Here is a 15,373-nt window from a genome sequence, read left to right as displayed (position 1 = left end):
CTGTAGGAGCTGCCGCAGGCTGCGATCTTTTGATTTTGCTTTTCAGAAGATCAAAAGATCGCAGCCTGCGGCAGCTCCTACAGGGGTTTGCTTACGGCTCCTAGATTCGGAACTGCCCAACCAGTTTGCCCAACCGCTGGCCAAGATCCGCCAGACTGCGCGAAGTCTGCGCCCCCAGTTGCGTTTCATCCGCCACGCTATCCACCGCCACTGCAATCTGATGCACGCTGCGGTTGATCTCTTCGGCCACCGCCGTCTGTTCCTCGGCAGCGCTGGCAATCTGTGCGTTCATCGAGTTGATGGTCGCGATCAATTCTGCCATCGCGTCCAGCGAAGCCCCGGCCTGATTGGCCTGCGCCGATGTTCCGTCACCCGCCTCGCTGGAGCGGCGCATCGCTTCGACCGCCGCTTGCGTGCCGGCCTGCAAGCGATCGATCATCGCCTGAATTTCCTGAGTGCTGATCTGCGTACGACTGGCCAGCGCACGCACCTCATCCGCCACCACTGCAAAGCCACGCCCGGCCTCGCCGGCCCGCGCCGCTTCAATTGCCGCGTTAAGTGCCAGCAGGTTGGTTTGCTCGGCAATCGAACGGATCACCCCAAGCACACCGACAATCGAACTGACGTCCTGTTGCAGGCTGTCGAGCGACACGCCGCTGCTGCGGATGTCATCGACCAGCGCATGAATCTGTTTGATGCTGCCCGCCACCACGCGTTTGGCGCTCTGGCCTTCTTCATCGGTCTGCTGGGCGGCGACGGCGGCGTTCTGTGCGCTCTTGGCGACTTCCTGGGCGGCGGCGGACATTTCGTTGATCGCCGTGGCGACCTGATCGGTCTCGTGGCGTTGACGCTCCATCGCCTGATCCGAACGCTGGGCCTGATCCGAAACCTGCGTCACCAGCCCGGTCAGTTGTGTGGTCATCTCGGTGATCTGCCGCACCAGGCCGTGAATCTTGTCGACGAAGCGATTGAACGAGCCGGCCAGTTCACCCAGTTCGTCCTGGCTGGTGATGTTCAGGCGGCGGGTCAGGTCGCCCTCGCCCGCGGCGATATCGTCGAGGTTGGCTTTCATCTGGGTCAGCGGACGCAAAATGGTATTGGCCAGCAGCATCCCCACCGCGGCAATCACCAGCAGCACCACCACCGCCACGCCGACGATGCTCAGCACCACGCCTTGCATGCGTTCCTCCACCTGCGTTTCGACCAGCGCCACTTGCGCTTCGATGCCGTCGAGGTTGACCGAGGTACCGACCGCCATGTCCCACTTTGCCAGGTATTCGGTGTAGCCGAGTTTCGGCACCAGCACCTTTGCGTTGCCCGGCAGCGGCGAGCTGTATTGCAGGTAATGCGTGCCGTCCTTCGCCACTTTCACCAGACCGAGGTTGACGTAAACGCCGTTCGGGTCGCGGTTGTCCTTGAAGCTTTTGCCCACGCCTTCGGGATCGTTGGCCTTGAACAGGCGCACGGTCTCGGAGTCGTAGCCGAAGAAGTAGCCGTCCTTGCCGTAGCGAATCCCCGACAGCAGTTTGATCGCCTGCGCGCGCGCCGCTTCATCGCCGGGGGCGGCAGCGTCGTACAACGGTTTGATCGTGGTCATGGCCACGGCGACGTAACTTTGCAGAGTGGCTTTGGCGTCGCCGAGCAGGCGCTCGCGCGTCTGTTCGACCTCTTCGCGCGCCTGCTTCTGAAGAATGAACAGCGTGGTCAGGCTGATGACCAGCGCAAAGAGCAATACCGGGAGGACGGCAAGGGAGAGGACTTTAGCCTTGAGGCTCAGACGCATTGGGGTGCTCACTCTTTTGGTTTTATTGGCGTGGTTAAAGGCTTTAACGGCACGCCATAGCAAAAGTTGAGTCAGCAGACACCTCATCACCCTGTGGGAGCGGGCTTGCCCGCGATAGCGGTGTGTCTGCCACATAATTGTTGAATGTGTCGAAGCCATCGCGGGCAAGCCCGCTCCCACAGGGTTCAGCGGTTACAACACCATCGCGGCCACCCAGCCGAACGCCAGCAAAGGCAGGTTGTAGTGCAGGAACGTCGGCACCACGGTGTCCCAGATATGGTGATGCTGGCCGTCGATGTTCAGGCCGGAGGTCGGGCCCAGGGTCGAGTCCGAGGCAGGCGAACCGGCATCGCCCAGCGCACCGGCAGTGCCGACAATGCAGACGATGGCCAGCGGGCTGAAGCCCAGTTGCACGCACAGCGGGACGAAAATCGCCGCCAGAATCGGCACCGTGGAAAACGACGAACCGATGCCCATGGTCACCAGCAACCCGACCAGCAGCATCAACAGCACGCCCACGCCCTTGCTGTGATTGATCAACGAAGCCGACGACTCGACCAGTGTCTGTATCTGCCCGGTGGCCTTCATCACTTCGGCGAACCCCGAGGCGGCGATCATGATGAAGCCGATCATCGCCATCATCTTCATGCCTTCGGTGAACAGATCATCGGTGTCGCGCCATTTGACGATGCCCGATACCGAGAAGATCAGGAAGCCCACCAGCGCGCCGATAATCATAGAGTCGAGCAGCAACTGCACGATGAACGCTGCGGCAATCGCCACACCGGCGATCATCAGGCTCAGCGGGTTGTACTGCACCGCCGCTTGCTCGACCTGCTCGATCTTCGCCAGGTCGTACACGCGCCGCTTGCGGTAACTGATGAAGGCCATCGCCAGACCGAACACCATGCCCAACGCCGGAATGCCCATGGCATGGGTGACGTTAATGCCACTGATGTCGACACCGCTGCGTGCAACGTTGGCCAGCAGGATTTCATTGAGGAAGATATTGCCGAAACCCACCGGCAGGAACATGTACGGCGTGATCAGACCGAACGTCATGACGCAGGCGATCAAGCGGCGGTCGAGTTGCAGCTTGGTCAATACATAAAGAAGCGGCGGCACCAGCAACGGAATGAACGCAATGTGGATCGGCAGGATGTTCTGCGAGGCAATCGCCACCACCCACAACAGGCCGATCAGCAGCCATTTGACGTTGCCGCCACCGGTACTGTGCTGGCGGTCGACCATCGCCAGCGCCTTGTCGGCCAGCGCATGGGCCAGGCCCGACTTGGCAATCGCCACGGCGAAAGCGCCGAGCAATGCGTAGGACAACGCCACCGTCGCCCCGCCGCCCAAGCCGCTGTTGAACGCCTTTAGCGTGGCATCGATGCCCAAACCACCGGTCAGGCCGCCGACCAGCGCGCCGACGATCAAAGCGATCACCACGTGCACGCGGGACAGGCTGAGAATCAGCATGATGCCAACCGCCGCTATGACTGCATTCATTTCACTACCTCAAAAAACACTGCGGTGGAAAACCGACCGCCAGACAGGATGAGCCCGCCAAAGGTTAACCGGCGGATTGCAAAGAGGGTCTTATTAGAAGGGCGCGCACTGTGAATGAAGCCGCGACAGGCTGCAAGTAACAAGCGGCAAGCTTTTGCGTTTTTTCGCTTGCAGCTTGCGGCTGGAAGCTCAAGAAAGCTGCTGTCAGGCCGCTACAGTGCAAAGTCTAAGATATTTATCGAATAAGGACGTGTCCATGTCGCTGAGACAACTTTCCATCCAATGGAAAATCACCCTGCTCGCCGGGCTTTGCCTGGCCGGTATCGTGACCCTGTTGGTGGGTCTTTCGCTGTATCGCATGGAGCACAGCTCCGAAATGGTGAAAGCCTCCAGCATGGAGATGCTCACCGAATCGGCCCAGGCGCGCATCGAATCCCAGGGCGAAGTGCAAGCGGCGGGCATTCGCCAGCAGTTCATGGACGCCTATCAATACGGCCATGGTTTCTCGCGTCAGGTGCTGTTCCTGCGCGAGCAGGCCGAAAAGCGCTTCCTTGATGCCTTCGACCTGCGCGAAGACATGACCCGTCAGGTCAAGTCCGCGCTGCAAGCCAACCCGGATTTGCTCGGTCTGTCGCTGGTGTTCGAAGCCAACGCGCTGGACGGCAAGGATGAACTGTTTGCCGGCCAAGCCGAGCTGGGCAGTAACGACAAGGGCCGTTTCGCCCTGTACTGGTCGCAGCCGACACCGGGCAAAATCACCTCGATGGCCCTGCCGGAAAGCGACATGGCCGACACCAGCACCGGCCCCAGCGGTCAGGCTGCCAACGCCTGGTTTACCTGCCCGCGCGCCACGCTCAAACCCTGTGTGATCGAACCGTACTTCTATGTGATCGACGGCCAGAACGTGCTGATGACCAGCATCGTTTTCCCGCTGATGGTGAACGGCAAAGTCATCGCTTCGCTGTCGGTCGACATCAACCTCAACAGCCTGCAAGCGATCAGCCAGAGCGCCAGCAAAAAACTCTACGACGGCCAGACCGCCGTGAGCATCATCAGCCCGGTCGGCCTGCTCGCCGGCTACAGCCCGGATGCCGGCAAACTCAGCCAGCGTCTTGACGCCGTGGATAAAACCAGCGGCGCCGAACTGCTGCGCCAACTTGCTTCAAATACCAGTGTCAGCAGCCTGCACAGCAACGGCCAGTTGAAAGTGCTGTCGCCGTTCCAGCCGATTCCCGGCGGACCGTCGTGGGCAGTGTTGCTGGATGTCCCTGAAAAAGTGCTGGTGGAACGCGCCGAAGCTCTCAAGCAGCACCTCGATGCGAGCAACAACACCGGCACGTTGATCGAGTTGGGCCTCGGCGTTCTGGCGGCGTTGATTGGCCTGGTGCTGGTCTGGCTGATGGCGCGCAGCGTGACCCGACCGATCCTTGGCGTGGCGCACATGCTCGAAGACATCGCCAGCGGCGAAGGCGATCTGACCCGCCGTCTGGCGTATGACAAGCAGGATGAACTCGGTCAACTGGCCGGCTGGTTCAACAAGTTCCTCGACAAGTTGCAGCCGATCATCGCCGAAGTGAAACGCTCGGTGCAGGACGCGCGTAACACCGCCGACCAGTCCTCGGCCATCGCTACGCAGACCAGCGCCGGCATGGAACAGCAATACCGTCAGGTCGATCAGGTCGCGACCGCGTCCCACGAAATGAGCGCCACCGCGCAGGATGTGGCTCGCAGTGCCGCTCAGGCGGCCGAAGCGGCCAAGGATGCTGATCGTGCCACGCGTCAGGGCCTGACCGTGATCGACCGCACCACCGCCAGCATCGACACCCTCGCCGCCGACATGAGCGCGGCAATGGTGCAAGTCGAAGGCCTGGCCGCCAACAGTGAGAAAATCGGCGCGGTGCTGGAAACCATCCGCGCCATTGCCGAACAAACCAACCTGCTGGCCCTCAACGCCGCGATCGAAGCGGCTCGTGCCGGTGAAGCCGGACGCGGTTTTGCCGTCGTCGCCGACGAAGTCCGCAACCTCGCCCGCCGCACGCAGGAGTCGGTGGAGGAAACCCGTCAGGTCATCGAACAGTTGCAGAGCGGCACGCAGGATGTGGTCGGCTCGATGAGCAACAGCCATCGTCAGGCGCAGGGCAGTGTCGAGCAGGTGGGCCAAGCGGTGACGGCGCTGCGTCAGATTGGTGATGCGGTGACGGTGATCAGCGACATGAACCTGCAGATTGCCAGTGCCGCTGAAGAGCAGAGCGCGGTGGCGGAAGAGATCAACAACAACGTGGCGACGATTCGCGATGTGACTGAATCGCTGTCCGGGCAAGCGAACGAATCGGCGCGGGTGAGCCAGTCGCTGAACAGCCTGGCGAATCAGCAGCAGAGTTTGATGGATCAGTTTCGCGTCTGATTCGAAGAACCTGTTGCGGCTTGCTTGTTCGAGCTACAGCGGTTCACCCAGAAACGCACTCCCCCTGTAGGAGCTGCCGAAGGCTGCTCCTACAGGGTTTGTGCAAGGGTTCAGGTTATCGCCGAGGCAGTTGAATCTCTACCTTCAACCCGCCCCACTCACTCTCGCCCAACACCAACGTCCCGCCCCACGTATCGACGATATCGCGCACAATCCCCAGCCCCAGGCCATGGCCGTCAGTCTGCTCATCAAGCCGTGTCCCGCGACTGAACACCTGAGCGCGTTGTTCGGCAGGAATCCCCGGGCCATCATCCTCGACGCTCAAGGCAAACCCGTCAGCGCTCTCGACTACGCTCAAACGCACCTCGGCATCCGCCCACTTGCAGGCGTTATCCAGCAGGTTGCCGAGCAGCTCCAGCAAGTCCTCACGGTCCCACGGCAGTTGCAGTCCTTTGGGCGCAACGTAACTGAGCGCCAGATGCTCGCCGTGGATCATGTTCAGCGTCGCCAGCAATCCCGGCAGTTCGGCATCGCAATCAAACAGCGCCCCGGGCAACGCATCACCGGACAGTCGCGCGCGATTGAGTTCACGATTGAGCCGTTGCTGCACTTGTTCCAGTTGTTCCTTGAGGATCTTGCGCAGCTCGGGATGGTTGTCGAGTTTTTCGCTCGACGCTAGGCTCAGCAACACCGCCAACGGCGTTTTCAGCGCGTGGCCGAGATTGCCCAGCGCATTGCGCGAACGCTTGAGGCTGTCTTCGGTGTGCGCGAGCAAATGGTTGATCTGCGCCACCAGTGGCTCCAGCTCCACCGGCACCTGATCGTCCAGTTGCGAGCGCTGGCCCTGCTGCAACTGAGCGATTTGCTCACGCGCCTTTTCCAACGGCCGCAGCGCGCGACGCACAGTGAGGCGTTGCAACAACAGAATCAGCAGCAAACCGGCCAGACCGAGACCGAGGCCGATCTGGCGCATGCGCTCGAAGCTGTCGCTCACCGGCGTGTAATCCTGCGCGACGCTGATGGAGATCGACTGGCCCAATCGGCGATAGTCCGAACGCAGCACCAGTAATTTCTGGCCGTCCGGGCCCAATTGCAGATTACTGTGCAGCCCCGGATGCTCGAGCAGCGGCAGATCCTGATCCCACAGTGAGCGCGAGCGCCAGTGGCTGTCGGCAAAATCAATGCGGAAATAATGTCCGGAAAACGGCCGCTGATAGGCTGGCGACAGGTGGCGCTCATCCAGCTGCAAACCCTGCGGGCCGCGCACCAGCGCCACCAAAAGGCTTTCGCTGTCGTTGCGCAATCCAGCTTCGAGGTAGCGCTGCAAGCCCATTTCGAACAACCACAGACTGGTTTGTGCCAACACCAGCCCCACCACCACCATCACGCTGATCAAACCCAGGCTCAAGCGGCGCTGGATCGACCTCATGAAGCTTGCCCGCCGAACAGGTAACCCTGACCGCGACGGGTTTCGATGACGCTTTTGCCAAGTTTGCGGCGCAGGTGATTGACGTGGACTTCGAGGACGTTGGAGTCACGCTCGGTCTCGCCGTCGTAGAGGTGTTCGGCGAGGTGGCTTTTGGAAAGGATCTGCTCCGGGTGCAGCATGAAATAGCGCAGCAGACGGAATTCTGCGGCGGTCAGCTGGATATCGGCACCATCGCGCGTCACGCACTGACGGCCCTCGTCCAGATGCAGGCCGGCAGCCTTGAGCGTGGTTTGATTGGCCTGCCCCTTGGAACGACGCAACAGCGACTGCACCCGCAGGTGCAGCTCTTCCGGGTGGAACGGTTTGGTCAGGTAATCGTCAGCGCCGGCCTTGAGGCCCTCGATGCGTTCAGCCCAGGAGTCGCGCGCCGTGAGGATCAACACCGGGATCGCCAACCCGCCCGCGCGCCACTGCGCCAGCACCTCAAGCCCCGGCACACCGGGCAGGCCGAGGTCGAGGATGATCAGGTCATAGGGCTCGCTGCTGCCCTGATACACCGCATCGCGTCCGTCCGCCAGCCAATCCACCGCGTAGCCTTGGCGTTGCAGGCCGGCGATCAACTCGTCAGCCAGCGGTACGTGGTCTTCCACCAGTAGCAAGCGCATCGATCAATCTTCCTTGTCTTTCACGAGTTCACCGGTATCGGCCTTCAGGTGTAGCTCGCGCGCCACCCCCTCGGCCGTCAGCAACTCGACTTCATAAATGTAGACGTCGTGTTTTTCTTCCAGCTCGACTTCCAGCAGTTTTGCCCCGGGATAACGATCCATGGCCTGCTGCAACACTTGCTCCAGCGGCAGGATCACCCCGCGCTGACGCAGCTTCAGTGCCTCGTCCTGATCGAGGTCGCGAGCCATCGCCGACGAGCAGAACATCACAAGCGCCAACGCACCAAGGCTGGTGGCGCGAACATTAACCTTCATTACGTATCCTGATGATCCTTGAGAACCTGCCCACTGACCGCGTCTAATTCCAGATCCCAGTTCAGCCCTTGAGGATCACGCAGTTCGACCTGGTAGATGTACTTGCCGTACTCCTCTTCCAGCTCGGTTTCGGTGATGGTCGAACCCGGGTGTTTGGCCAGTGCCGTGGCATTGAGCTTCTCGAAGGAGACGATAGTACCAGCGTCGCGCAGCCGCAGGGCCTCATCAGGTCCCAAATCGCGGGCATGGGCGAGGCTGGCGGTCAGGCCGATGATCGAGACGAGGGACAGGGCAGTCAGGGTTTTCATGGGTATCTCCGTATTTTTTATGTGTTGCCTACGGAGGGCACCTTAACGGGATGAACTTAACTGAAACTGAATGGCCATCATTGTGCCCGCAGAACCCATTCCCCCTGTAGGAGCTGCCGCAGGCTGCGATCTTTTGATCCTGCTTTTTTAAAGTCAAAAGATCGCAGCCTTCGGCAGCTCCTACAGGGATTGGCAACATGTGCTTATAATTCCAAGCTTGCTAACGATCGAGACCGGTATGAATGCCATCCACATCAAGTTTCCCGCCCTCACCCTCAAGGCTGGCCCACGGGCCATGGCGCGCATTCGTGCGCAAGGCCTGAACGCTGCCGACGTCGGCACCTTGCCCGGCGCGGCCGGTGGGCCGAAGGCGCTGGGGATTCAGGGGCTGGATCTGGCGTTGTTCGGTGAGTGGCTGCCAAGTGCGCCGCGCGAGCGTTCGCTGATCGGGGCATCGGTCGGTTCCTGGCGCTTCGCCAGCGCCTGTCTGCCGGACGCCGCCGAAGGCATCCGTCGCCTCGGCCAGCTCTACGCCGAGCAGAACTTCAATAAAGGCGTGACCATGGCCGAGATCAGCCAGAGCTCGCAGCGCATGCTCAACGACCTGCTCGACGGCCGCGATGCGAGCATCCTCAACAACCCCGATTACCGCTTGAACATCATGGTGGTGAAGAGCCAGGGGCGTCTGGCCGATGATCATCGTGGTCGTCTCGGTCTGGCGCTGAGCTCAGTGATTGCCGATAACTTGCGAGGCCGCGCACGGCTGTCGCGGCACTTCGAACGGTTGATCATCCACGATCCGCGCCTGGCACCGCCGGTCAATGCGTTGAATGACTTTCCGTCACGCTTCGTCGCGCTCAATGCCGGCAATCTGCGTCAGGCGCTGCTGGCGTCGGGTTCGATCCCGATGGTCATGGAAGGCGTGCGTGATTTGCCGGGCGCCGGTGCCGGGACGTTTCGCGACGGTGGCCTGCTCGACTATCACCTCGACCTGCCCTACAGCGGCGACGGTATCGTGCTCTATCCGCACTTCACCGACCGGGTGATTCCGGGCTGGTTCGACAAGACGTTGCCGTGGCGCCGTGCTTCGGTGCAGCGCTTGCAGGACGTGCTGTTGCTCGCGCCTTCGAAGGAATACCTGGCGCGCCTGCCCTACGGCAAACTGCCCGACCGCAACGACTTCAAGCGCTTCATGGGCGATGCACCGAGCCGGCAAAAATACTGGCACGCGGCGATGGACGAGAGCCGCCGACTGGGCGACGAGTTTCTCGAACTGGCTGCCAATGGTCGCCTCGCCGAGCGCTTGCTGACCCTTTAGTCAGCACGGCCAAACACAAGCTGGTAAACTCGCCGCCTGCCCGAATCGCTGCGGCGAACGCCAACTGAACAGAGCTGAAAACACTGTGGAAATCTTCAAGGAATTTACATTCGAATCCGCCCACCGCCTGCCGCACGTCCCGGACGGCCACAAGTGCGGGCGTCTGCACGGTCACTCGTTCAAAGTGGCGATTCACCTCAGCGGTGACCTCGATCCGCACACCGGCTGGATCCGCGACTTCTCCGAGATCAAGGCGATCTTCAAGCCTTTGTACGAGCGTCTGGATCACAACTATCTGAATGATATTCCCGGTCTGGAAAACCCGACCAGCGAAGTATTGGCAAAATTCATCTGGAATGAAATGAAGCCACTGCTGCCGGAGCTCAGCGCGATCCGCATTCATGAAACTTGCACCAGCGGTTGCATTTATCGCGGTGAATGATTCAACACAAATCCCCCTGTAGGAGCTGCCGCAGGCTGCGATCTTTTGATCTTGGTCCTGACAAAGAAAGTCAAAAGATCGCAGCCTTCGGCAGCTCCTACAGGGGATTTGTGTTTATCCAGGGAAATAGAGAACAGCCGCCATGGCTGTTTTTTTACGCCTATGCTTCTCGGCTCAACCCCGCCAAGAGGACAGGCCCATGACGGACTGGCTGCTCGATCAGGTCTTTGATTTCCATGGCCGACAGGTACGTCATGCCGTGCGTGGCGACGGCCCGCCGCTGGTGTTTGTGCATGGCACGCCCTTCTCTTCCTACGTATGGCACCGCATTGCGCCGCATTTTTTCGCGACGCACCGGGTGCATTATTTCGACCTGCTCGGCTACGGGCGTTCCGAGCAACCTGATGCGGATGTGTCCCTCGGCATACAAAACCAACTCCTCGCGCAATTGCTTGATCACTGGAATATCCAACGTCCCGACGTGGTCGCCCATGACTTCGGCGGCGCCACCGCGTTGCGCACGCATCTGCTCGATGGCAAGGACTACCGCAGCCTGACGCTGATCGATCCGGTGGCGCTGACGCCCTGGGGTTCGCCGTTTGTGCAGCATGTGCGCCTGCATGAAGCAGCTTTCAGCGGATTGCCCGACTACATTCAGCGCGCCATCGTACCGACCTACATTCGCGGGGCGATTCACCGCGAGATTCCTGATGATGAATTGGCGCCCTACGTGCAGCCCTGGCTCGGTGATCCGGGCCAAGCGGCGTTCTATCGGCAGATTGCGCAGATGGATGAGCGCTATACCCGTGACGCTGAAAATCAGTACCCGAACATCCGCTGCCCGGTGCAGATTCTCTGGGGTGAAGAAGATCAGTGGATTCCCATCGAACGTGGTCGAGCGTTACACAACATGATCCCGGGATCACAATTCCACCCAATCCCCAACGCCGGCCACCTCGTCCAGGAAGACGCCCCTGAAGCCATTGTCGCCGCGCTCCTGCGCTTCCTCTGACCCCACAAAACGATCACAAACATCCTCTGTAGGAGCTGCCGCAGGCTGCGATCTTTTGCTCTTGATCCGCAAAAACAGGATCAAAAGATCGCAGCCTGCGGCAGCTCCGGGATGGGGGTCAGCATAAGACTGTGCGAGCGCTGGACTGCTGGCCCCCACATGGGGCCTGGTTGTGTTCAGGTGCACCGCTTTCGCGCCGAAAAGCACCGTCTCGTCTATACATAGCCACAGCGCCCGGTTTGGCACGAGCACTGCAACCCTCCCCGCGTCTTCCCTTTCAGCAAGGACCGCCCCATGACGCAAAACGATTCCGGCAACGATTACCCCCTCAGCGAAGTCCCCCTGCATGCGCGCAAAGGCCTGGCCTCCACGGCGATGGTGTTGCTGGGTTTTACCTTCTTCACCGCGACCATGTTTGCCGGCGGCAAGCTCGGCGTGGCGTTCGGTTTTGCCGAGTTGATGGCGGTGATCATCGTCGGCAATCTGCTGCTCGGAGTGTACGCAGCGGGCCTGGGTTACATCGCCTTCAAGAGCGGTCTCAATTCGGTACTGATGGGGCGTTTCTGCTTTGGCGAAGTCGGCAGCAAGCTCAGCGACCTGATCCTCGGTTTCACCCAGATCGGCTGGTATGCCTGGGGCACGGCGACGGCGGCGGTGGTGATCGGCAAGTATTTCAACCTCGATGAGGCCACGGTTCTCGGGTTGATGGTGTTGTTCGGCCTGATGTTCTGCGCCACGGCGTATGTCGGTTATCGCGGGCTGGAGATTCTGTCGTACATCGCGGTGCCGGCAATGATGTTGCTGCTGATGCTGTCGATGTGGGCCGCGACGGTGAAAGTCGGCGGTTTCGAGGGACTGCTGAGCGTTGTGCCCAGTGGTTCGCTGGACTGGTCGACCGCCATCACCCTGGTGTTCGGCACTTTCGTCAGTGGCGCGACGCAGGCGACCAACTGGACGCGCTTTTCGCGTTCGGCAAAAGTTGCGGTACTGGCGAGCCTGATCGGGTTCTTCATCGGCAACGGCCTGATGGTGCTGATCGGCGCCTATGGCGCCATCGTCTACCAGCAACCGGACGTGGTTGAAGTGCTGCTGTTGCAGGGTTTCGCCATGGCCGCAATGGCGATGCTGTTGCTGAACATCTGGAGCACTCAGGACAACACCATCTACAACTTCGCCGTCGCCGGTTGCAACCTGCTGCGCACCGGGCGGCGCAAGACCGTGACGTTGGCGGGTGCGGTGATCGGCACCCTGCTCGCCCTGCTGGGCATGTACGACATGCTGGTGCCTTATCTGATTCTGCTTGGCACGGTGATCCCACCGATTGGCGGCGTGATCATGGCCGACTTCTTCTACCGCTGGCGCGGGCGCTATCCGCGTCTTGCCGACGCACGGCTGCCGGCCTTCAACTGGCCGGGCCTCGGGGCCTACGGGATCGGCACCGTCGCGGCGTTCAGCTCGCCGTGGGTCGCGCCGCTGGTAGGGATCGCTGCTGCCGCGCTAACGTATGTCATCTTCACCGCCATACTCGGCGCCCGCAGCGCCAGCGTGCCACTTCAAGACTTATAAGAAGGATTTGCCTGATGCACATCATCAACGCCCGACTGCGCAACCAGGAAGGTTTGCACGAATTGCACCTTGAAGACGGGCTGATCCGCAGCATCGCCCGCCAGACCGAAGCCCCGACCCTGGGCCCCGACGACCTCGACGCCGGCGGCAATCTGGTAGTGCCGCCCTTCGTCGAGCCGCACATTCACCTCGACGCCACCCTCACCGCCGGCGAACCGCGCTGGAACATGAGCGGCACGCTGTTCGAAGGCATCGAATGCTGGGGCGAGCGCAAGGTCACCATCACCGAAGAAGACACCAAGACCCGCGCCAAGAAAACCATTCAGACCCTGGCGGCTCACGGCATCCAGCATGTGCGCACCCACGTCGACGTCACCGACCCACAACTCACCGCGCTCAAAGCCATGCTCGAAGTGCGCGAGGAAAGTCGACACCTGATCGACCTGCAAATCGTCGCCTTTCCGCAGGAAGGCATCGAGTCGTTCCGCAACGGTCGCGAGTTGATGGAAGAAGCCATCCGCATGGGCGCCGACGTGGTCGGCGGGATCCCGCATTTCGAGTACACCCGCGATCAGGGTGTGAGTTCGGTGAAGTTTCTGATGGACCTGGCCGAACGCACTGGATGCCTGGTCGACGTGCACTGCGACGAGACCGACGACCCGCATTCACGCTTCCTCGAAGTGCTCGCCGAAGAAGCGCGCAGCCGTGACATGGGCGCCCTCGTCACCGCCAGCCACACCACGGCGATGGGCTCCTACGACAACGCCTACTGCGCAAAACTGTTCCGCCTGCTCGGCCATTCCGGGATCAGTTTCGTCTCGTGCCCGACCGAGAGCATTCACCTGCAAGGGCGTTTCGACAACTTCCCGAAACGCCGTGGCGTGACCCGCGTGAATGAGCTGCTCGAAGCCGGAATGAATGTGTGTTTCGGCCAGGATTCGATCGTCGACCCGTGGTATCCGCTGGGCAACGGCAACATTCTGCGCGTGCTTGAAGCCGGCCTGCACATCTGCCACATGCTCGGTTACCGCAACCTGCAAAGTGCGCTGGATCTGGTCACCGATAACAGCGCCAAAGCGATGAATCTGGGCGAGCGCTATGGCCTGGAACAGGGGCGACCGGCAAACCTGCTGATCCTCTCGGCGGACAGCGATTACGAGGTCATTCGCAGCCAGGGCTTGCCGCTGTATTCGATTCGCGGCGGCAAGGTGTTGATGAAGCGGCAGATGCCGGTGGTGGAGTTCAGCAGCAGTTTGAGCTGAGGCTGAGGGCCCCATCGCTGGCAAGCCAGCTCCCACAGGGTTTTCGGTGAGCACAGTGTGTGTCTGGCCTAGGACTGCTGTGTACACAGACGCAGTGCTCAGCACAAAACCTGTGGGAGTCTGGCTTGCCAGCGATGGCGATTTCAAATTCAACCCATCAACTGCGCCGTACCGAACAATCTGACCCCGATCAATTCACCGTGCTCTTCTTCAAGCAAAATCGGAGCGGTGCCGCCGGGCATCACGACGTGCACCTCGCCCGCGTCGACCCAACCGACTCGCCACGCCGCGCACGCCACCGCACTGGCGCTGGTACCGGAGGAAGCGGTCGGCCCTTCGCCGCGTTCGAACACCCGCGCGACAATTCGCTGCTCGGACTCACGCACGGCCCACTGCAGATTGACGCCCGCCGGGCAAGGATCACCTTCACCCGTCGGCATCGCGTAAGCAATCCGGGTCAAGCCTTCACTCAGCGGTGATTCGCGCATTTGCTCGTTACTCGGCAATGCGCCAACCTCTGTCAGTAACGTCACACAATGCGGATTGCCGACGCGTACAAACTGGCTGCGGCTCCAAGTCGGATCGAGTTGCGCCAAGAGCCGCACATGGCTCACGGCACGCCCATTGAACTCGCCGCTTTCTATGTTCTGCGCTCCGACCGCATCCGCGCCGAATTCGGGTTGGCCGAGATCCAGCCAGAAACCTTTCACACTTTCGACTTCGGCCGGTTTCACCGAAGTTTGCAGCGCATCACCCTTGTCGTGGTGGACGCTTAATCGTGCCCCCTGCTCCGGCATCAATGCCTGTTCGGTCAACGCTTGAGAAAATATCGTCAGGCCGTTGCCACTGCGCTCGGCGAGGGTGCCGTCGGTGTTGACGATCAGCACGTCAAACGGCGGCGAGTTCTGAAAAGGGCCGATCAGCAGGCCATCGCTGCGGTGGGATTTGCTGTTCGGCGGGCGCTGACCTTCCGGCCAGTCGCAGCACAGCGCGATGGCCGCTTTACTCCATGCCTTGCGCGATGACGCACATTCGGTCGCACTCGCTGGCAAATCAATCCCCGCTTCACGCAACGTCGCCGGAGAAACCACCCCATAGATGTTGCCCCGAGCATCGTAGAACTGCGTCATCACCTGCCCTTCATCGTTTCGAAAATGGCACTGTAAAACGCAATCCCCTGTGGGAGCGAGCCTGCTCGCGAATGCGTGGGCTCAGTCAAAGAATATGTCCACCGACACACCGCTTTCGCGAGCGGGCTCGCTCCCACGGGTTGGACTGTGCAACGATATCCTCCTGCGTTCCACCAAGTCCTGTGATCGAACCTCGACGCTCAATCACTGTCCCTCGAGGACGCGATGTA

13 protein-coding genes and 2 pseudogenes are annotated in these 15,373 nt (G+C 60.9%); 7 read left to right on the top strand and 8 right to left on the bottom strand.

Features of this window, described 5'->3' with window-relative positions; genetic code table 11:
• Positions 1-100: 100 nt before the first annotated feature.
• The 3 genes and pseudogenes from AB4P92_RS25970 to AB4P92_RS25960 all read right to left on the bottom strand — a co-directional run bounded on the left by AB4P92_RS25970 (position 101) and on the right by AB4P92_RS25960 (position 3,292).
• Positions 101-856, bottom strand: a complete 756-nt coding sequence (locus tag AB4P92_RS25970) for a methyl-accepting chemotaxis protein (protein ID WP_390896378.1) — start codon at positions 854-856, stop codon at positions 101-103.
• 102 nt (positions 857-958) lie between these two features.
• Positions 959-1,783: pseudogene (locus AB4P92_RS25965) on the bottom strand (cache domain-containing protein); the annotation flags it as partial.
• Positions 1,784-1,975: 192 nt separating this feature from the next.
• Positions 1,976-3,292, bottom strand: coding sequence for a Na+/H+ antiporter family protein (locus AB4P92_RS25960; RefSeq protein WP_042560084.1), 1,317 nt, complete (start codon positions 3,290-3,292; stop codon positions 1,976-1,978).
• A 256-nt stretch (positions 3,293-3,548) separates the two neighbouring features.
• Here AB4P92_RS25960 and AB4P92_RS25955 point away from each other — a divergent pair.
• Together AB4P92_RS25955 and AB4P92_RS25950 are read left to right on the top strand one after the other, a co-directional pair.
• Positions 3,549-4,838: pseudogene (locus AB4P92_RS25955) on the top strand (HAMP domain-containing protein); the annotation flags it as partial.
• Between the two features lie 102 nt (positions 4,839-4,940).
• A complete protein-coding gene (locus tag AB4P92_RS25950) occupies positions 4,941-5,696 on the top strand; it encodes a methyl-accepting chemotaxis protein (RefSeq protein WP_390896377.1) in 756 nt (251 codons plus the stop codon).
• 115 nt (positions 5,697-5,811) lie between these two features.
• Here the strand turns inward: AB4P92_RS25950 and AB4P92_RS25945 are convergent, their stop codons facing one another.
• The 4 genes from AB4P92_RS25945 to AB4P92_RS25930 are packed head-to-tail and all read right to left on the bottom strand — an operon-like array spanning position 5,812 to position 8,413.
• Positions 5,812-7,125 carry a sensor histidine kinase gene (locus AB4P92_RS25945; protein WP_115147261.1) on the bottom strand — a complete coding sequence of 438 codons (1,314 nt, stop codon included), beginning with the start codon at positions 7,123-7,125 and terminating at the stop codon, positions 5,812-5,814.
• On the bottom strand, positions 7,122-7,790 hold the full coding sequence (locus AB4P92_RS25940; RefSeq protein WP_042560088.1) for a response regulator transcription factor: 669 nt from the start codon (positions 7,788-7,790) through the stop codon (positions 7,122-7,124). The genes AB4P92_RS25945 and AB4P92_RS25940 overlap by 4 nt, the downstream gene beginning before the upstream one ends.
• A gap of 3 nt (positions 7,791-7,793) precedes the next feature.
• Positions 7,794-8,105, bottom strand: coding sequence for a PepSY domain-containing protein (locus AB4P92_RS25935; protein ID WP_042560089.1), 312 nt, complete (start codon positions 8,103-8,105; stop codon positions 7,794-7,796).
• Positions 8,105-8,413 carry a PepSY domain-containing protein gene (locus AB4P92_RS25930; RefSeq protein ID WP_042560090.1) on the bottom strand — a complete coding sequence of 103 codons (309 nt, stop codon included), beginning with the start codon at positions 8,411-8,413 and terminating at the stop codon, positions 8,105-8,107. The genes AB4P92_RS25935 and AB4P92_RS25930 overlap by 1 nt, the downstream gene beginning before the upstream one ends.
• Before the next feature lie 238 nt (positions 8,414-8,651).
• Here AB4P92_RS25930 and AB4P92_RS25925 point away from each other — a divergent pair, with 238 nt between their 5' ends.
• From AB4P92_RS25925 to codA, 5 genes are all read left to right on the top strand, one after another.
• A complete protein-coding gene (locus tag AB4P92_RS25925; RefSeq protein WP_395598377.1) occupies positions 8,652-9,731 on the top strand; it encodes a patatin-like phospholipase family protein in 1,080 nt (359 codons plus the stop codon).
• An 85-nt stretch (positions 9,732-9,816) separates the two neighbouring features.
• Entirely contained in the window at positions 9,817-10,173 is a 357-nt protein-coding gene (gene queD / locus AB4P92_RS25920) for a 6-carboxytetrahydropterin synthase QueD (protein WP_003223505.1), read from the top strand.
• 199 nt (positions 10,174-10,372) lie between these two features.
• Positions 10,373-11,185, top strand: coding sequence for an alpha/beta fold hydrolase (locus AB4P92_RS25915; RefSeq protein WP_042560092.1), 813 nt, complete (start codon positions 10,373-10,375; stop codon positions 11,183-11,185).
• Positions 11,186-11,479: 294 nt separating this feature from the next.
• Entirely contained in the window at positions 11,480-12,751 is a 1,272-nt protein-coding gene (codB, locus tag AB4P92_RS25910; protein WP_395598376.1) for a cytosine permease, read from the top strand.
• A gap of 14 nt (positions 12,752-12,765) precedes the next feature.
• Entirely contained in the window at positions 12,766-14,013 is a 1,248-nt protein-coding gene (gene codA / locus AB4P92_RS25905) for a cytosine deaminase (protein WP_042560094.1), read from the top strand.
• A gap of 149 nt (positions 14,014-14,162) precedes the next feature.
• Here the strand turns inward: codA and AB4P92_RS25900 are convergent, their stop codons facing one another.
• Positions 14,163-15,143 (bottom strand): diaminopimelate epimerase, encoded by a 981-nt coding sequence (locus tag AB4P92_RS25900; RefSeq protein ID WP_395598375.1) that lies wholly within the window; start codon positions 15,141-15,143, stop codon positions 14,163-14,165.
• Positions 15,144-15,373 lie beyond the last annotated feature (230 nt).

The organism is Pseudomonas sp. A0308 (assembly GCF_044218815.1).
Taxonomy (GTDB): Bacteria; Pseudomonadota; Gammaproteobacteria; order Pseudomonadales; family Pseudomonadaceae; genus Aquipseudomonas; species Aquipseudomonas iridis.
This window is presented reverse-complemented; position numbering and strand designations above follow the sequence as displayed.